The organism is Pseudarthrobacter sp. TE3704 (genome assembly GCF_056279405.1).
In genome coordinates this window covers 21606-44386 of record NZ_JBWCCJ010000011.1, presented here as the reverse complement: position 1 = coordinate 44386, position 22781 = coordinate 21606, and the positions used below count along the sequence as shown (strand labels likewise).

General features: G+C 66.4%; 18 protein-coding genes. 16 read left to right on the top strand and 2 right to left on the bottom strand.

Translation table 11 applies throughout. The features are described from left to right. Positions 1-238: 238 nt before the first annotated feature. Together ACZ9BC_RS21315 and ACZ9BC_RS21310 are read right to left on the bottom strand one after the other, a co-directional pair. Positions 239-1297: an LLM class flavin-dependent oxidoreductase gene (locus ACZ9BC_RS21315; protein ID WP_476247694.1), complete on the bottom strand. Its 1059-nt coding sequence runs from the start codon at positions 1295-1297 to the stop codon at positions 239-241. A gap of 274 nt (positions 1298-1571) precedes the next feature. Further along, entirely contained in the window at positions 1572-2606 is a 1035-nt protein-coding gene (locus ACZ9BC_RS21310) for a DUF4192 domain-containing protein (protein WP_476247693.1), read from the bottom strand. 642 nt (positions 2607-3248) lie between these two features. Here ACZ9BC_RS21310 and ACZ9BC_RS21305 point away from each other — a divergent pair. From ACZ9BC_RS21305 to ACZ9BC_RS21230, 16 genes are all read left to right on the top strand, one after another. Then, on the top strand, positions 3249-3767 hold the full coding sequence (locus ACZ9BC_RS21305) for a flavin reductase family protein (RefSeq protein ID WP_476247692.1): 519 nt from the start codon (positions 3249-3251) through the stop codon (positions 3765-3767). A gap of 291 nt (positions 3768-4058) precedes the next feature. Beyond that, a complete protein-coding gene (locus ACZ9BC_RS21300) occupies positions 4059-4496 on the top strand; it encodes a hypothetical protein (RefSeq protein WP_476247691.1) in 438 nt (145 codons plus the stop codon). 1310 nt (positions 4497-5806) lie between these two features. Beyond that, a complete protein-coding gene (locus ACZ9BC_RS21295; protein WP_476247690.1) occupies positions 5807-7510 on the top strand; it encodes an ABC transporter substrate-binding protein in 1704 nt (567 codons plus the stop codon). After that, complete coding sequence (locus ACZ9BC_RS21290; protein WP_476247689.1) at positions 7507-8790, top strand: LLM class flavin-dependent oxidoreductase; 1284 nt, start codon at positions 7507-7509, stop codon at positions 8788-8790. Before ACZ9BC_RS21295 ends, ACZ9BC_RS21290 begins: the two co-directional genes overlap by 4 nt. Next, a complete protein-coding gene (locus ACZ9BC_RS21285; protein WP_476247688.1) occupies positions 8787-9782 on the top strand; it encodes a hypothetical protein in 996 nt (331 codons plus the stop codon). Before ACZ9BC_RS21290 ends, ACZ9BC_RS21285 begins: the two co-directional genes overlap by 4 nt. After that, positions 9772-11157, top strand: a complete 1386-nt coding sequence (locus ACZ9BC_RS21280) for an O-acetylhomoserine aminocarboxypropyltransferase/cysteine synthase family protein (protein WP_476247687.1) — start codon at positions 9772-9774, stop codon at positions 11155-11157. Before ACZ9BC_RS21285 ends, ACZ9BC_RS21280 begins: the two co-directional genes overlap by 11 nt. Next, positions 11154-12368, top strand: a complete 1215-nt coding sequence (locus ACZ9BC_RS21275; protein WP_476247686.1) for an acyl-CoA dehydrogenase family protein — start codon at positions 11154-11156, stop codon at positions 12366-12368. The genes ACZ9BC_RS21280 and ACZ9BC_RS21275 overlap by 4 nt, the downstream gene beginning before the upstream one ends. Positions 12369-12401: 33 nt before the next feature. Then, complete coding sequence (locus ACZ9BC_RS21270; RefSeq protein ID WP_476247685.1) at positions 12402-13451, top strand: aldo/keto reductase; 1050 nt, start codon at positions 12402-12404, stop codon at positions 13449-13451. A 63-nt stretch (positions 13452-13514) separates the two neighbouring features. Continuing rightward, a complete protein-coding gene (locus tag ACZ9BC_RS21265) occupies positions 13515-14531 on the top strand; it encodes an aldo/keto reductase (protein WP_476247684.1) in 1017 nt (338 codons plus the stop codon). Next, positions 14528-15631 carry an LLM class flavin-dependent oxidoreductase gene (locus ACZ9BC_RS21260; protein ID WP_476247683.1) on the top strand — a complete coding sequence of 368 codons (1104 nt, stop codon included), beginning with the start codon at positions 14528-14530 and terminating at the stop codon, positions 15629-15631. Before ACZ9BC_RS21265 ends, ACZ9BC_RS21260 begins: the two co-directional genes overlap by 4 nt. Then, positions 15628-16989 (top strand): NtaA/DmoA family FMN-dependent monooxygenase, encoded by a 1362-nt coding sequence (locus tag ACZ9BC_RS21255; protein ID WP_476247682.1) that lies wholly within the window; start codon positions 15628-15630, stop codon positions 16987-16989. Before ACZ9BC_RS21260 ends, ACZ9BC_RS21255 begins: the two co-directional genes overlap by 4 nt. A 4-nt stretch (positions 16990-16993) precedes the next feature. Continuing rightward, a complete protein-coding gene (locus ACZ9BC_RS21250; RefSeq protein ID WP_476247681.1) occupies positions 16994-17953 on the top strand; it encodes an ABC transporter permease in 960 nt (319 codons plus the stop codon). A 7-nt stretch (positions 17954-17960) separates the two neighbouring features. Further along, the gene (locus ACZ9BC_RS21245; RefSeq protein ID WP_476247680.1) at positions 17961-18854 is read left to right on the top strand and encodes an ABC transporter permease; all 894 of its coding nucleotides are present in this window, start codon (positions 17961-17963) and stop codon (positions 18852-18854) included. After that, positions 18851-20581, top strand: coding sequence for a dipeptide ABC transporter ATP-binding protein (locus tag ACZ9BC_RS21240; RefSeq protein WP_476247679.1), 1731 nt, complete (start codon positions 18851-18853; stop codon positions 20579-20581). The genes ACZ9BC_RS21245 and ACZ9BC_RS21240 overlap by 4 nt, the downstream gene beginning before the upstream one ends. After that, a complete protein-coding gene (locus ACZ9BC_RS21235; RefSeq protein WP_476247678.1) occupies positions 20578-21432 on the top strand; it encodes a hypothetical protein in 855 nt (284 codons plus the stop codon). Before ACZ9BC_RS21240 ends, ACZ9BC_RS21235 begins: the two co-directional genes overlap by 4 nt. Next, the gene (locus ACZ9BC_RS21230) at positions 21425-22732 is read left to right on the top strand and encodes an NtaA/DmoA family FMN-dependent monooxygenase (protein ID WP_476247677.1); all 1308 of its coding nucleotides are present in this window, start codon (positions 21425-21427) and stop codon (positions 22730-22732) included. Before ACZ9BC_RS21235 ends, ACZ9BC_RS21230 begins: the two co-directional genes overlap by 8 nt. Positions 22733-22781: the final 49 nt, after the last annotated feature.

Here is a 22781-nt window from a genome sequence, read left to right as displayed (position 1 = left end):
TCAAGGCAGTGTGGTCACCAGACGGTCGCCAGATGCTCAGCGGCTGCTTCGACGTAGAGGCCAGCATCGACCGAATCTGTACCGTCTCCCGCGGCGGGCGAGTCAACGTCGTTGTGGATGGACCCCAAAGAATCAATTTTCCCTCCTGGGGGCCAGCCGGCTGAATGCTGAGCGGCAAGTCTCATAAAGCCACTCCGCCTCTTCGGGCGGGTGCCATGATCCTTTGAGCGGGGCCCGTTTACTGCGGGTTTTGCCGAGCCTCGGCGGGAGTCCATCCCAGGGCGGGACCGAGTTTGCCGGCGATGTCGGTGAGGATCTGGATGTAGTCCTCGTGGTCGAAGCTGAAGGGGAGTGCGAACGCCACTTCGTCGACGTCCTGGAATCCAGCGTGTGCGTACAGCTGCTCGGCGATGACATCGCTGGTGCCGATGAGGTCCGGGGCGAACAACATGCCTTTGGGTCCCTGCGGCGCCCGCGTGCGGGGAGTACGTTGATCGACGTACCGCTGGTACTTCTCCCGCTGTCCCGGGGACGCTGAGTCGGTGGGGATCACTACCAAGCCCTGCGACACCCGTGCCGGTCCATGCGCCCGCGCCGATGTTGCGGCGGCTTCACGGAAGGCACGGATCTGCGATTGCTGGACCTGGGCAAAGTCCGGTTCCTGATCCGGTTCGGGGAAGACCACACTGCTGGAGAGCAGATTGAAACCGTTCGCTCCGGCCCAGACAGCTGACTTCGTGCTGCCTGCCCCGTACCAAAGCCGGTCCCGCAGGCCGGGGGAGTGCGGCTCGACGCGGTTGGAGAATTCCTCGACCACACCCTGCCTGCCCGAAAAGTCCCGCACCTTTTCCCCTGCGATCAGACGTGCAAGGCGGTCCACGCGGGCGTAGCTGAATTCCTCCAGCTCTGAGGTATCCGGGTACAGCTCGTGCTTCACTGTGTCGTAGTGCATCGGTTCCCCCACACTCAGCCCGGGATTGATTCGTCCCCCGGCGAGCAGGTCCACGGTCGCCAAGTCTTCGGCCAGACGCAAGGGGTTTTCCCAGCCCAGCGGGGTCACCGCGGTTCCCAACTCGATCCGGGAGGTACGTTGGCTGGCTGCGGCCATCACCGCGATGGGGGAGGAGATCCCGAACTGCAGATGGCGGTGGCGAAGCCAGGCACTGTCGAATCCAAGCCGCTCGCCTCGTTCGATGACTTCCAAGGTGGAGTGATGGCCCGCGGCGGGATCAGCCGGATCGAACAGGCCGATAGTGAGGAATCCAAGCTTGCGCAAGGGGCGTGTGGGTTCGGGCACGAAGCTCCTTCGGATCAGGGTATTGCTTCTACAAGAATATGCGCGGGAACCGGTGGTGCTGCCGGAGAAGGTGAGATGTTGGCATGTGCCCTAACCGCAGGAACTTGCCGGCTCCTACCCATGTCTCGGGTCTGTCTTGGCACCTAGAGTCCTGGACTAGCAGTTTAGGTAGCTGGGTTGGCTCTCCGCATCACATGATCCTGTCGTCTAATGAAGCTCCTGACCGAACGCCGATAATGGATTCGGTCAACCTGCTGGTTCGGATACAAGTGCTTCACGGCAGGTCGAAGGGCAGTGTTTTGTAGGCGGTGTCTTTGTTCATGTTCCAGCCGGCGACGAGGCCGGAGCCGATCATTTGGTCACTTAGGCGGGCGAGGCGGTAGGCGGGGTCGGTGTCGAGTGCGAGTTGGAGGAATTGGTGTGCTTTGCTGCCTCTGCCTTCCCACCAGTTGATGTAGCCAATGGTCGTGAGGACCGGGGCTGCGTGCTCGGCGCTGGTACGGGTGTAGGCGTGCAGGAGCAGTTGCTGGGCCCACTCGATACGTGACCACTTCGGGGCCTGTTCGGTTTGGGCGAACAGGATCTGCTGCATGGGCTCGTCCACCCCTGGGATGTCTGCGATGAGCCGGTCGCGGATCGATGGGAACTGCAGGTTTGCGACGAGTGCGTGGCAGTCGTCGTCGCTGGGGAAGGTTTCGGAGTCGAGCATGTCTGCCCAGAGTTTCCGGCCTTGCTGGAGCGCGGCGCCGGTTGGTTGGGTTCGGATGGTTTCCATGTGGTGTTCGACGGCGGCCGCTTTGGCGGCTTCCTGACCGGTGGTTGGGAGGGTGATGCGGTCGGTGGGTTCGATAAAGCTGCCGCGGTAGATGAATTCGGCGTTGATGGCGCTTGTCTGGGTGGAGTTGACGGGCAGGGCAAGGCTGGTGCCGGGTTCGCCGTCGTATGGGGCGAAGGTTTCGTCGCCGACGAACAGTCCGTCCCGGATCGTGATGCCCTGTTCGGCGAGGACCCCGGTGAGAGCGGCTATGGTGCCGGCGTAGGGTTTGGCCTGCCCTGGCTGGGTGGGTTCGCTGGTGTAGACGGCGAAGAGGATGGATGTGGCGGTGGTGTCGCTGGTGAGGTAGTGGGCGACGGTGCGTGCGTAGGGGAGTTCCTGGCCTGGTTGGCGGGGGAGGTCGATGCGCAGGGTCGCGCCGATGCTGTTCTCGTTCAGGGTGATGCAGACGAGGCTTTCCTGGGGCCAGAAGCCCAGGGTATGCCCGACGAAGCTGAGGACATCTGATGGTGTTGTGATCGTGAGCTTTTCCATGATCCCGTGTTTCCCTTCACCCATTTTGTTGCTGTGTTTTTTGCGGTTGTTGGTTGTGTGTGTCGTTCTGGTAGGGGACCCTTCGCTGGGTTGAGGGGCCGGAGTGCAACTTGGGGAACCGGCGACGGGGCGAAAACTTCAGCTGCAGGCAATGCTTCGCTGTTCTAGTGCAGAAGTTTTCGGTTCGGGGTCGGCGCGGTAGCGCCCTGGTTGCGCTGAGGTCCCGCCCAGCGATCATGGGACATATCAGAATGACAAGCAGCCATGTGCCTTTTGCTTGTCCATCGGTTCCAAACGATTCAGCGGCATGACTTCGGGACAGCTATGAGCGCTTGAGTGGGAGGGCGATTTCTACCGCTTCGAAGCAAGTAGTCAGTGACGTTCGCGCTTACGACGGTGGCCCAGACATATTCTTCGGCCGGTCCCCGGAGGCAATGAGGCTCAGCGAGTCCTTTAGTAAACGGCAGCACGCGCAAGGGCCGCCCCCCAAGGCCTAATCATCGCTGGTCAAAGGCGTTCTTCGTTACTCCATACTTCGGGCCATGAACCCATATTGCTCTGAGCGTCAGTGCGTTTCACTCGTGATTGAACAGCACGCTTACGGGTGGTTTGTTGGAATCACCGGTCTTGAAAGGACAGAACATGACGGAACACTTTGATCTCACTCCGCAGCGCCTGCGCCACGTCCTGGGCCACTTTGCCTCCGGACTAACCGTCATCACCGCAGCCACGGACAACGGGCCCGCGGGCTTCACGTGCCAATCGTTCTCCTCCCTCTCCCTCGACCCGGCACTGGTCACCTTCAGCCCCGCCCGCAGCTCCAGCACCTGGCCGCATCTGCGCAACGCGGGCAGGTTCACCGTGAACATCCTGCCCGCGGAACACCAGCACCTCGCAGTTCAATTTGCCCGTTCCGGCACAGATAAATACGCCGGCGTGGACTACTCAATGTCCCCCTTGGGAAACCCAGTGCTGGACCACGCCCTGGCGTGGGTGGACTGCGAACTGCATAAGGAGTACGACGGCGGCGACCACACCATTGTCGTGGGTGCTGTCCGCGCCCTGGCGGCACGGGAGGACACCGAGCCGCTCCTCTTCTTCAAGGGCAGCTACTTCAACGGAGTAGCTGACCGCACCAGCCGGTTGGAGAGCGTCGCGTGACCCCGGTCAGGTCCGGCTCCCGCCGACGGCTTCAGCGGCCGGCCCGCGCGGACAACGTCGACCAGCACCCGGACGGGTTACCCAACATTCACCCCAGACAGGACTGGTCCTCAATCGCCGTGGGATCAGTAGTTGAAGTCATTCCGGTGACAGGGCCGACGTACAGAGGACGTGTTGACGCAAAGACGCCGGACTCTGCGATTCTCTGGACCGTAGGCTTGGCCGGTACAGGCCGCCGGATGCACGGCCACCAGGAGGGCGTCCAACTACTCGTGGCGGAGGCATGACCGCATGATCGCCGCAGTCGCGCGCAGAATTCAAACGACCTGGGCCAAAGAGCTATCCCTGTTTCACCAACAGATGTACTCGTTGGCGTGGCAGGACATCGGTGAAGGCGGGGTAGAAGGCGCCGCCACCGCGATGGCCCGAAAAGCGTCCTGCATCAATCACGGTGTCAGCGTCGATGTTGTATGTTTCGCCCAGCACGCCGCACCTGGGCACGCGCCTTTCATGCTCTCGGTCGCCATGCATGTGCACCCGTACCGCCGGTCATCCGATGTGTACTGGGAAGAAGCAGACGCCTGGGCGCAAGCCGCCACAAACCACGAATGGTTCACGATGGAACCCCGGGGCGGACTGGACATTATCGACGGCAAAATTTACCACTACGCGCTTTTCGAAAAAACTCAGCAAACCCACGAAGCGCCGGAGGAAGCAGGCGCTTTTTGACCTTGCTGGCCTTACTGGGGGTCGAAATCTAAACGCAAGGCTATATTCTAGGCAGCGCTATCGTTACCGGCGTCCTGTCCAACCTTCCGTGCAGATGCGTCGGCTGGTTCCCCGGGAACCTCCACGAGCTATCCAGGAGCGTCTATGCACGAGTACACGCAACAGGTGATCGCACGGGCGAGGCACCAACACGGGCCCGTGTCGGACATCCAGAAGTACGCGGCCTGGGTCCTGATACAGTACTTCGCCTTGGCGCGGGGATGGCCTCCAAGCTCACCGGCATGGACCGACACCTTAGCGAGCAAGTGGTGGGATGAAGCCGGCCCCTCCATGTACAGAAAAGTCCAGGAAGCGTGGTCCCATCCGGGAATGCGGGCACACATTCGTGAATTGGCAGCGCTCAATGAGCTGAGCTGGGAGCTTTACCCCTCCGGCGAATCTGACCAGCAGCGAAGGGATTTCATCGTGGCTGTGGCGAATGAGCTTGGCGTGTGGAAGGCATGGCCTGGACTTCACGACGTACGGAGTCTCCTGCCCATCCCTTCTGCCCTCATTAGGGAATTCCAAAGCGAGCGGCACGGCCGAGACACGATGGGTGGCTTTTTCGAAAGTCAATGAATGCGCGGGAGATTGACGGCAAGACACCAATGACCCCGCCGCCCGCAGCTTTAGCCCGTCCAGCTAACAGCTATAGCGCTTGCAAGGGCGCCGTATCCAGCGGAAGCAGGACTGTTTCGACGGCTCGATTGGACCAGGTCGCTGGACGCTGGCCACCGCGAGTGGGTCCCTCTGCACCCGGAGCACGGCGACGACGTGATCGTGTCCCTTGGGTGCCAGGACCCAAGCTACCTGTGGGGAACAACTTCCTGCTTCGACGGCAGACGCACCCGTGCCGGTGGCAGCCGTGAGAGTGCGGTGGAAGGCACCCCCAGGCAAGACCCGCTGGGGAAGCAGCAGCAGCTACTCCCGTAAGACACCTCTCAAAACGCATAAAAGATTGGATCGTTGAGGAGACGTGTTCTTCACTCAACGGAATCCCTCGGCTCAGCTTCGCCCGACCCGCCATTTCCCTTGACCTTTCTGGGCATGTGGAGGCGGAGGGGGAGTTGCGCATGATGACGAACCGATTCCCCCTGTTGCTCCGGATTTCGTCCCACAACGACTGATTCCGACACGCTACGACGCCGTTGTTTACGCAGATTCGCACGCGGAAACGCAATGTGCGGTCCGGTCAGGCGCATTTGTACTGTCTGTATTCATCACAGCCGGACATCCGGTCCCGGCTGCTGGAGGCACAGGGAGTATGGGTCATGTCGGATCTTCGTACGTCAATCGAGAGCGGACGGCCGCCTCGCAAGAAGGGGCCTTGGCTTGCCGCCGGTGCCGCAGCGGTCGTGGCGTTGGGCATCACGTGGGGGGTATCGGCGACAGCCGTTCAGTCCACCACGGCCGCCGGAAGTGGCGGGCCTGTCCGCGGCGGCACGCTGGAGTTCGGCCTGCTGGACTACCAGCGCAGCCCCGACACCCAGTGGGGCACCAACTACGCCGAGTCGATCATCGGCAACAACGTCACCGACAAGCTGACCTGGCAGGACCCCAAAACCGGAGACATCACCCCCTGGCTGGCCAAGTCCTGGGAAACCAACGGCGAGCTCACCGAATTCACCTTCCACCTCCGCGATGACGTCACCTTCAGCGACGGCTCTTCATTCAATGCAGCAGTGGTCAAGGCGAACTTCGACCAGTACGTCCGCGGCGACAAGGCCCTGAACATCTCGCCCAACGGTGCCACCCTGCTGCCCGGCTACATCGAGACGCTCACGCCTGACGAATTCACCGCAGTCGTCCGTTTTGAGAAGCCGATCGCGAGCTTCCTGCAGGCCTCCTCCTTCACGGCCAACGCGCAGCCGGGCTTCCTCTCGCTGGCCACCTTGGCCAAGAGCGCCGAGGAGCGGACCGACCCGAAGAACGTGGTGGGGACAGGGCCGTTCGTGTATGAGTCCTGGCAGCCGCAGGCCAAAACCGTCCTGGTCAAGCGCGAGGGCTACAACTGGTCCCCGCCGGCCATCGAGCACGACGGCGAGGCATACCTGGACAAAATCGTCTTCAACACCATCCCCGAAGCCAGCGTCCGCACCGGCTCCCTGAAGTCCGGCACCATCGACGCCACCCTCGACGTTGGCACCACCGACGAGCAACCACTGAAGGACGCCGGGTTCGAAATCATCTCCCGGCAGGTCTCCGGCACCTCCATCTACTTCAACTTCAACGCCTCGATCTTCCCCACTAACGACATCGCCGTGCGCAAGGCCATCCAGCTGGGCTGGAACCGCGAGACGATCGAGAAGACCGTGCTCACGGACTCCTACTCGATCGCGACGTCGGTGCTCGCCTCCTCCGTGCAGGGCCATGTGGACTACAGCGGCTCCGTCCTGAAATTCGACCAGCAACAGGCCGCTAAGATCCTGGACGACGCCGGCTGGGTCCCTGGACCAGACGGCATCCGAACCAAGGACGGCCAGCGCCTCGCCATCAAGCTGCTGGGCATCAACAACCTCGTGGTCAACAAGCCCGCGTACGAGTCGATCCAGCAGGACCTGAAGAAGATCGGCATCGACCTGCAGCTCACCGTGGTTCCCATTCCGGACTACTCCGCCAATGTCGCCAAAGCTCAGACGGACTGGAACGTGGTAGCCGCCAACCGGTCACGCAACGATCCCGGCGTCCTGAACCTGCAGTACAGCCCTACGCTGGGCAACGGCGCCTACCTGACCAAGGACTTCCCGGGCTACGACGAAGTCACCACCAAGCTCGGCGCCCTTGAACTCACCCTGGACCCGGCCAAGCGCACCCAGGCAGCGAAAGACGCCCAGGACGTACTGCTGGACAAGTACGCACTGGTCAACCCCGTATACAACCCCTCCCAGGTGATCGCCCACGCCAAATACATCGACGGCATCATCTTCGACGCCCAGTCCCGGAACCACTTCGTGAACACCTGGAAAAACAAGTGACAGGCCCGCAGCCGGGCCGCGGCCTCCACATCAACGTCAACATCCTCAACGCCGGAGTGTTCGGGGGCTCATGGCGGGTCCCTGAGAACCACCCGCTCTCCGCCTACAGGCTGAAGCACTACGTGGGCATCGCGAAGAAAGCCGAAGAAGCAAAGCTTGACGCCGTATTCCTCGCCGACGGTCCCGTCATTGAAAAGGACCTCGAGTACCGCCCGGGCAACAGCTTCGAGCCCAGTGTCCTGCTGGCCCGGATCGCCGCGCAAACCAGCAACATCGGCCTGATCGGCACCTTCTCCTCCAGCTACAACGACGCCAGCGAACTCGCTTCGAGGCTGGCCTCCCTGGACGCCGTCAGCGGCGGACGGTTCGGTTGGAACGTTGTGACGACCGCGGGTGCGGCTGCCGCTGCCAACTTCGGCCGCGACGGCGAACCCAAGCACGCCGGTCGCTACGCCCGCGCCAGTGAAGTGACGGCCAGCGTCGTTTCAGCCTGGGCAGGCGCCGCGAAAACCGGCGCTTTGCCCGCGTCTCCGCAGGGCCGCCCGGTGGTGGTGCAAGCGGGCGCTTCCAAGGCAGGGATCCGGCTCGCCGGCGAACACGCGGAAGTCATCTTCACGGCCGCCCAGACCCTCGGCGAGGCGCTGGCATTCCGGCGGGACATCAACGCCGCAGCCGCCACCTTCGGCCGACGCCCCAAGGAAATTGCCATCCTGCCGGGCCTGTCCACCGTCATCGGCAGCACCGAAGCCGAGGCCAAGGAACGACGCCGGGTCCTGGCTGAGCTGGTGCCCCTTCCGTACGCGATCGGCAGGCTCAGCGGGCAGCTCGACTTCGACCTGAACAACCTTGACCTGGATGCACCCGTCCGCCGCGAAGGGCTCCCCGAACCGGAGGCCGCCGCGGGATCGCAGACGTTCTACAGGATGGTGCTGGGCATCATCGACCGCGACCAACCCACCTACCGCCAGCTGCTCCACGCTCTGGGCGGCGGCGCTGGCCACCGCATCGTCGTGGGCACCCCCGGGCAGATCGCGGACGACATCGAACGCTGGTACCGGTCCGGCGCCGCCGACGGCTTCAACATCATGCCGGACGCCCTGCCCAGCGGCTTCGACCAGTTCGTCGACCACGTCATCCCCGAACTGCAGCGCCGCGGCCTTTTCCGCACCGAGTACCAAGGAACCACGCTGCGCGAGCACCTGAACCTGCCCGCCCAGCCGGCCGCACGCCGCGAACTGCCGGTACTCGCCGGCGCCCAGCCTTCCCAAGGAGCAGCATGACCACCGCGCCGCCTCTCATCATTGAGTTTCCCGGCACCGCGGTTCCGGACGCCGCAGCGGCCACGACAGTACTGGCGGCAGCCCGCGACGCCGCTGCCGTCGCCGCGGGCCGCTCTGCGCCGCTCCTCCTGCCGGAAACGGCCGACACCGGGCCGGGTTTGGACCCCAGCGTCCTCGCCGGGGTCCTCGCCGCAGACCTTCTCGGCCCGAACACCGCGGGCACCATCACCAGGCCGGCCGGCGCTCCGCCGCGGCTGATCGTCACGGCCAGCACGGCGCGGAATCCGCCCTACAACCTGGCCCGCCGCATCCAGTCGCTGAACCGGATCACCTGCGGCCAGGTGGGCCTGTTCCTCCACGCCGACGGTCTTGACCCCGTCACCGCTGGCGCGTTGACGGCTGGGGGCAATGTCGCGGCCGGGCAGGATCCCTCCCGCCTCCTGGCCGAGTACGTCGAGGTCCTCCGAAAGCTCTGGGTGAGCTTCCCGGAGGAGGCGCTGATCGGCGACCGGGCGGCGGGCAGGTTCGCTGACCAGCGAAGTCTCGTCCCGGCGTCATTCGCCGGAGAGGTCTATTCGGTGGCCGGTGCGCTGAACGTGCCCCTGCCGTCCGCGCACCGCACCCTGCTGCTGACCGACGCGGCGGCCGCCGCCCCGGAAGGAGCCGTCGACGGCATTATCGGCCTGGCTTCCACCACTCCCGATTCCACGGGTTCCGGCCTCACGGGCCGCAACAGGGGAGCGGCGCCGGCCTACCGGACGGTGACCTGGCTCCCAACCAAGGCGACAGCCACAATCACCACCGACACAGAGCGGATCCAGGTGAAGGGAACGGCCGATGACGCCGCCAGGGTCCTGCTCGATGGTCCTCCCCAGCACGTGCTCCTCCGCGTCCGCGCAGCGCCCAGCGACCTGGCCACGTTGCTCAACGCCCTCTTCGAGGTGCTGCCCGCCCACCAAGAAAGCAGGGAGCTGCAAGCCCATGCCCGATAACACCCTGACCTACACCGACCACACCTTCGGGTTCACCACCGAGCAGGTCCACTCAGGCCATCGGGGAGACCCTGGGCACGGTGCCAGCATCGCCCCGCTGTACCTCAGCGCCGGGTTTGTCTTCGACGACTTCGACCACGCCAAGGCCCGCTTCGCCGGTTCAGACCCGGGCTACGTGTACTCGCGGATCAACAACCCCACCAACGCCGCCGTGGAGCAGGCCCTCGCCGCCCTGGACCACGGCGCCGGTGCAACCCTCGTGGGCAGCGGGCAGGCGGCCGTCAGCACCGGACTGCTCGGCGTCCTCAAGTCCGGAGACCACGTCCTGAGCGCTCCCAGCATCTACGAAGGCACCCGGGCGCTGTTCCGCGGCAACTTCCGCCGGTTCGGCATCGACGTGGAGTTCGTGGAACGTCCCAATGACCCCGCAGACTGGCACCGCCGGGTCCGCCCCAACACCAGGCTGTTCTACGGCGAGGCCATTCCCAACCCGAAGAACGACCTGATCGACATTGAAGTAATCGCAGGTGCCGCGCACGCCAACAACGTGCCGTTCGCTATCGACAGCACCCTGGCGACCCCCTACCTGCTGCGGCCCATCGACTACGGCGCGGACATTGTCCTGCACTCCACCAGCAAGTTCCTGGCCGGCCACGGAAACTCGATCGGCGGCGTGGTGGTGGACGCCGGCCGGTTCGACTGGGCCGCCCACCCGGACCGTTACCCGCACCTGCACGAACCCATCCACGCCGGAACCGGGGAACGGACCACCTGGATCGACAAGTTCGGCGCCAAGGCCAACTTCGCCTTCACCCGCGCGGTGGTCGCGGGCCGCCTCGGCCCCAGCCTGTCCCCGTTCAACGCCTTCCTGCTGCAGCAGGGCATCGAGACCCTCTCGCTCCGCGTGGACCGGCATTCACGCAGCGCCTTGGCACTGGCTACTTGGCTGGAACAGCAGCCGGAAGTGTCCAGCGTGGACTATCCAGGGCTGCAGTCCAACGCGTACTACCCACTGGCGCAGAAGTACCTGCCCCGCGGCCAAGGCTCGGTGTTCGCTTTCACCCTCGCCGGAGGTGTGGACGCCGCCCGCACCTTCTACAACGCCGTGGAGGTGTTCACCCGGATGACCCACGTGGGCGATGTCCGGTCCCTGATCCTGCACCCGCCCACCACTACGCACTCGAAGCTCAGCCAAGCTGAACGGGATGAGGCCGGGATCTACCCTGGCCTGATCCGGCTCTCCGTGGGCATCGAGGAGGCGGATGACCTCATCGCTGACCTCGACCGTGCCTTCCGGGTACTGCGCGGCGAAAATCCGCCGGCACTTCGCGGCCGCGGTGAAACTGCCGCCCCAACCCAGGCGGACGGGCTGTGAGCGTGGCGGAGCGGACGACGCCGGGGCAGGAATCCGTGCCCGCGGCATCCGCCGTGACCACAGAGTCAGTCCGGGCAGCCATCGCGCCCATCCTCGCCAGGCTGCGTGACACCTCCGCACGGCGTGACCTCGAGCGGACGCACCCGTTCGCGGAAATTCGCGCCCTCGCCGATGCCGGCATCCTGCGCTACCGCGTTCCGCGGGATGACGGTGGTGCCGGAGCCAGTGTCCGTGAACTCGCCGAACTGATCGTGGATATCGCCGCCGCGGACTCCAACGTGGCCCAGGCGCTCCGCCCCGGCTTCCTCGTGGCGGACGGGCTGGCCACCGGCACGCTGACCGGTGCGAAACGGGAGCGCACGCTGGCCCGCGTGTTGGCGGGAGACCTGTTCGCCGGCACCCGCAACGAAGCCACGGGGAAACCAGGCTCGATCTCCACCCGCCTCACCCGCGACGGCTCCGGTTTCCGGGTCACCGGCGAGAAGTTCTACAGCACAGGTGGCCTGCACGCCCGCTGGTTCTCCGGAAACGCCGTGGACGACGACGGCGGCGTGGTGACCTTCACCGTGCGCACCGACCGCGAAGGCGTTGGACTGATTGACGATTTCGACGCCGTGGGGCAGCGACTCACAGCCAGCGGCACCACCCGCCTGGACGGCGTGCCGGTGGACCCCGAGGACGTGGAAGAGTTCACCGTCCAGGCCAGCCACCCGCACGGCTCCCTGGCCCACCTGATCCTGGCCGCCACCCTCGCCGGGATCGCCGAGGCAGCACAGCACGACGCCGTCCGCCTGGTCCGCGGGGTCACCCGCCCGATCAAACACTCCACCGCCGCCCGCAGCGCCGACGATCCCTACATCCGCCTTGCGGTGGGCAGGATCGCCACGGCCGCGTTCACGGCCAGGGCGCAGGTGGCCAGCGCCGCCGGGCAGCTCGACGCATATTGGGCCGGGCCGGGGGAGGCGCAGGCCCTGCGCGCCACCATCGCCGTCGCCCAGGCATATGTAGGCGCCGGCGAGCAGGCGCTCACCGCCGGGGAACTGCTGTTCGACGTCGGGGGCGGAACGCTCACCCGCCGCGAACACAACCTCGACCGGCACTGGCGCAACGCCCGCACCGTGGCCAACCACAATCCCCGCGGCTGGAAGTCCGCAGCTGTGGGCGCCTGGCTGGTGGCCGACGAGCCGCCGCCCGCCAACGGCCTGTTCTGACGCTCACCTTCACACATCTTCGAGGAGACACCCATGACCGAAACAACAAGCCCGCAAACCACCGACTACGGCTACCTTGGCCGCAGCGGCCTCCGGGTCAGCCGGCTCACGCTGGGCACCATGAACTTCGGCGGCCCCACCGAACGACCGGAATCACTGGAGATCATCAGCGCCGCCCTGGACGCCGGCATCAACACCATCGACACCGCTGATGCCTATAACCAGGGCCGCAGCGAGGAGATCGTGGGCGAGGCCATCGCCGGCCGGCGCAGCGAAGTGGTGCTGGCCACCAAGTTCCACGGACAGATCGGCGACAACCCGCTGAACGCCGGCAACTCCCGGCGGTGGATCTTCGAAGCGGTGGAAGGCAGCCTGCGGCGGCTCGGCACCGACTACATCGACCTCTACCAGGCACACAGGCCTGACCCGCACACCGACCTGCTGGAAACCATCACCGCACTCGATGACCTGGTCCGGCAGGGCAAAATCCGCTACTACGGCACCAGCACCTTCAGCGTGGACCAGGTAGTTGAGGCCCAGCTGCTGGCCCGACAGCACCACCTCACCCCGCCATTGACCGAACAGGTCCCGTACTCGGCCCTGATCCGCCTGGCCGAGCGGACCACGCTGCCGGTGGCCCGCAAATATGGACTCGGCGTCCTCAGCTACGGACCGCTCGCGGCCGGCTGGCTCAACGGCGCCTACCGCGCGGGGCGCCCGCAGCCCGGTTCCATCCGTGCCGCCCGGGTCTGGGAGGGCCGGTTCGACGTCGGCGCCCCGGAGAACACCCTGAAGTTCGCCGCGGCGGAGCAGCTGGGGCAAATCGCGGACGCCGCCGGGATCAGCGTCCCGGACCTGGCGCTGGCCTTTGCCCTCAACCACCCGGCCATCTCCTCGGTGATCATCGGCCCACGCACCCGGGAACACCTGGACGCCTACCTTAAGTCCGCGGCCACGATCCTCAGCGACGGTGTCCTGGACCAGATCGACCAGGCGGTCGCTCCCGGCACCACCTTCCTTGAGCGCGACAACGGCCGCATCCCCGTCGAACTGACCCCCGCCGGCCTGCGCCGCAGCCGGTAAGACCTGGCCGCAGCGGTAAGCCACGCCGTCGTACTCCTTCCCAATCCTCAGAAAGGCACTCCCTTGACCTACCAGCCCTCCGACACCCGCCACGGCAACCTGAACTGGCGCCGCGCCGGTACCAGCGGCCTGACCCTGCCAGAGTTCTCCTTCGGCCTGTGGCAGAAATTCGGCGACCGCACGCCCTACGAGACCCAACGCGAAATCCTGCTGGCAGCGTTCGACGCAGGCATCACCCACTTCGACATCGCCAACCGCTACGGCCCGCCGGCCCGTGCCGCCGAGAAGAACTTCGGCCGCCTCCTCCGCGAGGACCTCGGAGCCTGGCGCGAGGAAATTGTGATCTCCACCAAGGCCGGCAACCCCATCAGCGCCAGCCCGTACCACCGTGGCGGCTCACGCAAGAACCTCCTGCAGAGCCTGGACCACAGCCTCAAGGACCTCGGCGTGGACTACGTGGACGTGTTCTACTCCCACAGCCCGGACCTCGCCGTACCGCTGGAAGAAACGGTGGGCGCGCTGATCAGCGCCGTGCACTCCGGCAAGGCGCTCTACGTGGGCATCTCCAACTACTCCAAGGAGCGGGCGCACCAGGCCGCCGTCCTGCTCAAGGAAGCCGGCGTGCCGCTGGTCCTGCACCAGCCCCGGTACTCCATCTTCGACCGCCGCGTGGAGATCGAGGACATCCTGGGGCAGTCGGCCGCGGACGGCGTCGGCCTCATCACCTACTCACCCCTCGCCCAGGGGCTCCTGACGGACAAATACCTCGACGGGGGCGTCCCGCCAGGTGCCCGCGCCGAGAACAGCGATTTCCTGTCCGTGGACGACATCACCGACGAATACCGCTCCAGGGTCAGCGCGCTGAACAACCTCGCCCGTGAGCGCGGCCAGTCCCTGGCACAGCTGGCGCTGCAGTGGGTGCTCCGCCGGCCGGAAGTCACCACGGCCCTGATCGGCGCCAGCTCCGTGGAGCAGCTGCACCACAACCTGCAGGCTCCCGGGTTTGCCGCGCTCACCGATGAGGAGCTGGAGCTCATCGACGCCCACGGCGTCCACGGCACCGGGCTGCGCACCAAATGAGCACGCTGGGCGATGGCGAACGGACCGGCACCGGGCCAGAGGTCCTGGCCGGCAAGAAGCTCGGGTTCCTGCTCCACCTGGACAGCGACCTCAGCCCCGCCGAATCCTACCGGCAGGCCATTGAACTGTTCGCATGGGCGGAGGAGCTGGGCTACGACTCGGGCTGGGTAATCCAGCGGCACTTCCGCCAGGGCAATGAGCACGTGGCGTCACCCTTGCTGCTCCTGGCCGCCATCGCCCAGCACACCAGCCGCATCCGCCTCGGCACCGGCGTCCTGGTGCTTCCCCTGGAGGACCCGCTGAAGGTTGCCGAGGATGCCGCCACACTGGACGCCCTCTCCGGAGGGCGGCTGGAACTTGGCATCGGCGCCGGCCCGTTCCCCGGCGCCTGGGAGGCTTTCGGCCAGGACCTGGAAAACCGGCACGAGGTTTGGAAGCACAGTGTGAACCGCCTTCATGCGGCGCTTGAAGGCCAGCCGGTCAACAGCCTCGGCGAAGTGCTGCACCCGCCGGGAACCGGTGTCCGCGGCAGGATCTGGCAGGCGACGTCCAGCGCTCCCGAGCATGCCCTCGCCCAGGCCCGGGCCGCAGGTGCGGCGGGCGACGGACTGCAGCTGTCCCGGGCCACGGACTGGAACCGGCAACAAAGTCCGGAGGCCCAGTCCGTCCTGGTAGACGCCTACCGGTCCGCGTTGCCGGCCGGAGTTGAGCCCCGGGTGCTGGTGTCCCGGGCCGTCTACCCGGACCAGGACCGTAAGGAGGCGTTGTCCAAACTCGTGGACGGCGCCCGCCGCTGGCAAAGCTGGTTCGGGGCGCTCGGCCGCACTGGTGTCAAGGATGTTTCCCCTGAGGTGTACCTGGTGCGGGACCACACCCGCTTCGGTGAGCCTGGGGAAATCGCCGCCGGGCTCGCCGCCGACGCCGGCGTGGCTGCGGCCACCGAGCTGCTGGTCAGTTTCCCGCCGGCAGTACCGACGCTCGACGAACACCGCCGCCTCCTCGAAGCCACCGCAAACGATGTAGCTGCGCGACTCGGCTGGCAGCCGGCGGGCGGGTCCCGGGTGCCGGTACTGGAATACGTTGCAGCGGGTGCCCGATGAGCATCTTCCACCTGAACCTTTCCCTGATGACGCCAGGCCACTTCCGCGGTGCCTGGCGCCTGCCTGGCCGGGACCCGCTGGCGTGGGTGGACGTGGGCCGGTACCGCGAACTGGCCCGCATTGCCGAGGAAGCGAAAATCCACGCGGTCTTCCTGGGAGATGCACCCGGCCTGGGCAGCTCCATCGCCGCCCATCCCGAATCGGGTCTGGAACCCACCATCCTGTTTGCGGATCTGCTCGCCGGAACTAAGCACCTGGGCGCGATTGCCACCAGCAGCAGCACCTATAACAGCCCCTACAACCTTGCCCGACGCTATTTGGCCCTGGATCACGTGACAGGCGGACGCTCGGCGTTCAACCTGGTAACGACCTTCGCCCCGCACGCCGCGGCCGCGTTCGGGTATCCCGCAACGCCGGAGAAGGCGGACCGCTACCGCAGGGCGGACGAGTTCGCCCGCGTGGTGCTGTCCCTGTGGGATGGCTGGGACGACGGGGCCGTGGTGGGGGATCCTGTGAACGGACGCTTCGCGGACCCGGACCGGATCGAGCGGGTGCAACATGAGGGGGAATTCTTCCGCGTCGACGGCGCCCTCTCCGTACCGCCGTCGCCGCAGCGCCGCCCCGTGCTGGTGCAGGCCGGCGGTTCAGCGGGCGGCCTTGAGCTCGCCGCGAACTGGACAGACCTGGTGTTCACTGCCGGCCAGGACCTTCACGAGGCCGTGGCGTTCCGGGCAGACACCAAGCAGCGCGCCGCCGACGCCGGACGGGACCCAGGCCAGATCCTCACCTCGCTGGGCGTGATCGTCCTGGTGGGTGACACCGAGGAGGACGTGCACCGCAGGATCGATCAACTCGTGGACACCACGGACCTCCACGCCGCGGCCACCGGGGTCGCAGTCCAGCTGGGTCTGTGCGCCGACGCCCTGGGCCCGGACTCCCTGGTCACCATCGACGCCTTGGACCGGGCACCGCACCCGCCGGCGTCGGCCGGTTTCTTCAGAAGCACCCGCGCACTTATCGCCGCCGGGCCCCGCACCGTCCGCGACCTGGTCATCCGCTCAGCCGGCGGCGCCGGGCACCGGCTCCTTGCTGGCACCCCGGAACAGATCGCCGACGACCTTGAACAGTGGTTCCGCGCCGGAGCAGCAGACGGCTTTACCATCATGCCCGCAGACACCGCTGTGGACTTCGAACGGTTCGCCCGCCAGGTTGTGCCCCTGCTGCAGCAGCGCGGCCTGTTCCAGCAGGACTATGCCGGAACGACGCTGCGCGAGAATCTTGGCCTCGCCCCACTGGTGCCCGGCGCCGACCGCCGCCGCGCTGCCGCCCACCCAACCATCGAAGCCAAGGAGGGATAACCCCATGCTCGGATACGTCCTGTCCAAACTGGGCCGCGCATTGTTCGTGGTCTGGGCCGCGTTCACCATCACGTTCATCCTGCTGTTCGTGTTCCCGGCCAACCCCGTGGACCTCTTGTTCGATCCCGCGGAACTGAACACCATTCCGCAGGAAGTCCGCGACCAGGTGGCCGCCCAGTACGGCTTCAACCAGCCGGTGTTCGTCCAATACCTGGAACGGCTTAGCCAGGCCGCCACCGGAAACTTCGGAAACTCCGTCGGGTCCGGGCGCCTGGTGTCCGAGTCCCTCCTGGAAGTCCTGCCGAATACGCTCATCCTGGCTGCCGGCTCCTTGATTCTGGCTGTGCTGATCGGGTTTGCCATCGCGCTGCTGGCCACCGGAACCCGTCGGCCCTGGCTGCGTAACCTGGTGGAATCGTTGCCCTCGGCCTCGGTCTCCATCCCGGTGTTTATGTTTGCAATCCTGCTGCTCCAGGTCTTCTCCTTCACCCTCGGCTGGTTTCCCGCATTCGGCGACCAGGGCTGGCAAAGCCTGGTGCTGCCCGTCATCACCCTGGCCGTCCCCGTCTCAGGTCCCATCGCACAGCTGCTGGTCCGAAGCTTTGCCGAGGAGTTCCAGGCAGGGTACGTCACCACCAGCTACGCCAAGGGTGCCACCCGGGGCGGCATCATCATTGGCGACGTGTTCCGCAACGCGAGCCTTCCCGCGCTCACCATCGCCGGGATCACCTTTGGCAACCTCATTGCCGGCGCCGTGATCACCGAAACTGTCTTCGCCCGCTCCGGAGTTGGCAGGCTCACCCAGTCGGCCATCAACACCCTGGACGTGCCCCTGGTGCAGGGGATCATCGTGTTCGTCGCGGCCAGTTTCGCGCTCATCAACCTGGTGGTTGACCTGATCTACCCACTGCTCGATCCGCGGCTGAGGGCCACCCTCACCGCCCAGCCCGTCCGTACAGCGTGAGGCAGCCATGACCATCCAGCTCGACCGACCCCAAACCTCCGCCGCACCCGCGCCGCCGAATCCCGGCGCCGTGGCCCGCTCCGCGGGCTCACGGCTGACAGACATCACCCGCCAGCCTGTTCTTGTCCTCGCCTGGATCGTGGTGCTCATTGCCCTGGGCTGGGCCGTCGCGCCCGGGCTGTTCACCTCGAACAGCCCCTACGAAGGCAATCCGTCCCTGAGCTTCGCCCCGCCCAGCGCCGAGCATCCCTTCGGCACCGACCGGCTGGGCCGGGACCTGCTGGCACGCTCCATCTACGGTGCGGGCACCACCCTCACGGCCACGCTGGTGGCGGTGCTCATCGCCTTCGGCGTCGGCTCCATCGTCGGCCTGGTGGCCGGCTACTTCGGCCGCTGGGTGGACACAGCCTTTATGCGCGTGATCGACGTGTTCCTCTCCATCCCCAGCCTGCTGCTGGCCATGGTGATCGTCTCGGTCCTGGGCTACTCCACCCACAACATCGCCATTGCCGTGGGCATTTCGTCCATCGCCTCGTTCGCCCGCGTCATGCGGTCCGAGGTGATCAGCGTGGTGACCCGGGACTATGTCCGCGCAGCCTACGGGCTCGGCGTCGGCCGTTTCGCCGTAGTGCTCCGGCACGTGGTGCCCAACGCGCTGAACTCAGTGCTTGCCCTGGCCGCGCTGGAAGTCGGCACCTCCATCCTCGCCGTGGCTTCCCTGGGCTTCCTCGGCTACGGCGCGCCGCCGCCCGAACCCGAATGGGGGCTGCTGGTGGCCGAAGGCCGTGACTACCTTGCCGTGCACCCCTGGATCTCCATCCTGCCGGGCATCGCGTTGGCCCTTGTTGTCATTGCCACCCACCGGATCAGCACCTCCCTTAGGAAGGACCAACGCCGATGAGCGCAACCATCACCGAAGAGATCGTCCGTGAGCAGGCCGAAGCCGAGCCGCTGCTGCGGATCACTGACCTTTCCATCGATTACCGCGGCCGACGGCGGAACTGGACTCCCGCCGTCGAACGCGTCAGCGTGGAGGTCAAGCAAGGGGAAGTGGTCACCCTGGTGGGTGAGTCCGGCTCTGGTAAAACCACCCTGATCCAGGGCGCGCTGGGACTGCTGCCGCCCACGGCCCGCGTCAGTGCCGGGTCCATCGCGTACTCTGGCGTTGACGTCACCGGCTGGCCGGACCAGCGCCTGGCCCGGGTGCGCGGCAACTACGTGGGGTTCATCCCGCAGGACCCCAACACGTCCCTGAACCCGGTCAAGCGGATCGGCCAGCAGGTGGTGGAGGCGGTCCGCTTCAACGAACCGGCGCCCACCGACCGGGAGCGGCACCGCACCGCCGCACTGGAAAGCCTCCGCACGGCAGGACTCAAGGACGCCGAACGCGTCTTCAACCAATACCCGCACGAACTCAGCGGCGGCATGAAGCAGCGGGCACTGATCGCTATCGCCCTTGCCGGCCAACCGAAAATCATCGTGGCGGACGAACCCACCAGCGCCCTGGACGTCACCGTGCAGCGGGTGATCCTCGACCACCTTGAGGGCCTCCGACAACAGCTGGGCATCGGGATCCTCCTGGTCACCCACGATCTTGGGGTTGCCCTGGACCGTTCGGACCGGATCCTGGTGATGCAGGGCGGCCGGATCGTCGAGGAGGGGCCGGTGCGCCAACTGCTGGCGGCGCCGGGCAACGACTACACCCGTCGGCTGCTGGACGCGGCACCCGCGCGGCACTCCGGCCGGCTTCAGCCCAGCGCCGGCATCCCAGCCCTGCGGGGCGGAGCCGAGGACGCCGACCTGGCAGCAGCCGGCGCTGGGCAGGAAACCGACCCCGTGCTGCGGGCCATGTCACTGGCCAAGACCTACACGGTCCGCACGGGCCGCACCAGCACCCCGTTCGCCGCGCTGGCAGGAGCGGACCTTACCGTCCGGACGGGCACCACGCACGCCATCGTGGGCGAGTCCGGCGCCGGGAAATCAACTCTCGCGGGCATCCTGGCCGGGTTCACCACTGCCGACGCTGGCAGCGTCCTCCTCGGCGACCAGGAAATCACCGGGGCAACCCACTCCCGGCTCCGGGAGCTGCGCCGTGACCTGCAGTTTGTCTTCCAGAACCCGTACACGTCACTGGATCCGCGCTACACCGTGGGGCGGATCATCGCCGAACCCCTGCGCGCGTTCAAGGTTACGGCCACGCGGGAGGAGCTGGCGGCCCGTGTCAGTGAACTGCTGCAGGCCGTTTCACTGGACGAGACGTACCTCAACCGGCTGCCCGCGCAGCTCTCGGGCGGGCAGCGGCAACGGGTTGCCATCGCGCGGGCCCTGGCCCTCAATCCGAAGGTCCTTGTCCTCGATGAAGCCGTCAGCGCCCTCGATGTGTCCGTCCAGGCCCAGATCCTCCAGCTGCTGGTGGACCTCCAGGCAAGGCTCGGGCTCAGCTATGTCTTTGTCACCCACGACCTCGGCGTGGTCCGGCTCATCGCGGACGACGTGACGGTGATGAGGGACGGCCGCGTGGTGGAAAGCGGCCCCGCAGACCGGGTCCTGAACGCCCCGCAGCACCACTACACCCGCACACTGCTCGAAGCCATCCCGGGAACGCACCTCAAGGATGCGGCGGCATGACCGATCCCGTCCAGCTCCTTGCCCTCCTCGGCGACCTTCCGGCCCGGCTCGCAGCCGGGGATCCCGACGTCGTCCATCCTCTTGCGGCGGTTACCGGCACTTTAAGTGCCGCACTCGTTGTGGGTGCAGAGGGCCGCCCCGTCAGGCATGACCCCGGTGCGGTGGCCACGGCACTCACTGTGCGGCTGCCGGGCTGGCCCGTCGTGTCGTTTTCGGACGGCCGCGGAGACCATCCCTACAACGCGGCCCGCCGGTTCCTGTCCGTGGACCATCTCAGTGGTGGCCGGAGCGGGGTGCTTTTCCAGGGCGACGGCGCGGGGGCACAGCACACCGCCGAACGGATCCGCGTGATCCGGGCCCTCTGGAACAGCTGGCCGCGCGACTCCCTGGTGGCAGACCCTGATTCAGGCGTGTACGCGCACACCGGCGGCATCCGGGCGATCGACCATCAAGGCCCAGACTTTACGGTGTACGGGGCCCTCAACACACCTACCAGTATCCAGGGCGAACCGGTGTCTTTCTGGCAGGCCTCCACCGCCGAGGAACTCGACGCGGCGCGGGGCCTGGTGGACCTCGTGATCGTCGACGACCCCGGTCTCCTTGACCGTTGGGCTGCGTCCGAAGGGGAGGGGCGGCCTGGTTTGGTCACCGCAGGCATCACCCACCGAGACGATGCAGCCGCGGAACTCGTTCCGGTCCGCACTTCGGCGGAGCTTGTGGAAGCCGTTGCGGGACTATCGACGGCGGCGCTTCCGACCGCGGCACCCACGCTCCGCGCGCTGCTTGGACTACCTCCGCGGCGCCTCGATCTTTCCAGCAAACCCCTCGCCTTTGGAGCTTCCCGTGACTGAGCGCAACGACCACCTCACTCTCAACGTCAACCTCCAGGCCTTCGGGCAGCGTCCCGCGGCGTGGCAGTTCAGCCCTGGAAACGCAACTGCCCTCGTTGAGCCGGACCACTGGATTGCAGCGGCCCGTGCCGCCGAACGCGGACTGCTGGACGCGGTCTTCTTCGCAGACCAGCCGGCCCTTCACAATCCGAACCCCCGCCCGGGGAACCCGCTGGAACCCATCGCTCTGGCGTCCCTGATCACCAGCGCCACGCAACACATAGGGGTCATTACTTCAGCGTCCACCACCTACAACGATCCCGTGGAGTTGGCCGAACGGCTCCTGAGCACCGATGCTATCTCCGGCGGACGGCTGGGCTGGAACGTGGTGACTACTTACAACAAGGCGGTGTCGGCGAACTTTGGACTGCCGGAGGCCCCGGGCCGGCTGGAGCGCTACCGCCGGGCAGGGGACTTCGTCGACGCCGTCAAAGCCGTGTGGGCAGCGGCCGCAGGCGACGGCAAGTACGTCCACCACGGCGAGTTCTTCCAGCTGGAGGGGAGCACCGCCGTCGAACCTTCCGCTCAGGGAAGTCCGGTGATCTTTCAAGCCGGCGGCAGCGAACAAGGCCGCGACCTTGCGGCGCGGCACGCGGAGGGCGTGTTCGCCGTTGAACTCACCCTGCCCCGCGCCGTCGAGAACTACGCCGACCTCAAACGCCGCGCCGCCGCTGCCGGCCTGCACGCGGGCGTCCCCCGGATCACGCCCGGTCTGTCGCTCGTGATCGGCAGCACCGTGGCGGAAGCCCGGGCCAGGTACGACGAGTTCGAAGCCCGGGTCCCGGACAGCTACGCCCTGCGGTCGCTGGGCAATGTGATTGCCTATGACGCCACCACCCTGGCCCTCGACGAACCGATCCCCGCCGAGATCCTCGATAAGCCGTGGGATCCCGACGCCCACCCCACCTCCACTGGGTACCGGCTGACGTTCCTCGACTGGATCCAGGAACGACGGCACCAGACGATCCGCGAAATCCTGCGCGACTTTGGCGGCTACGGCTCCCGGATTATTATCGGCACGCCGGACCAGATCGCGGACGACATGGAGCTCTGGTTCCGCTCCTTCGCGGCCGATGGCTTCAACCTGATGGTCGACCAGTTCCCGGACGGCCTGCACACCTTCGCCGACCACGTGGTGCCGCTGCTGCAACGCAAGGGCATTCACAAACGTGAGTACGGTTCCCCCACCCTGCGGGAGGGGATCGGTGCGGGAGCCGGCACCGAAGTACCGGCAGACAGGATCCGTGACCTCGTCAGATGATGCTTCGGTCCCGTCCGACTGACGGGGCGCCGTACATAACGACGGCCGG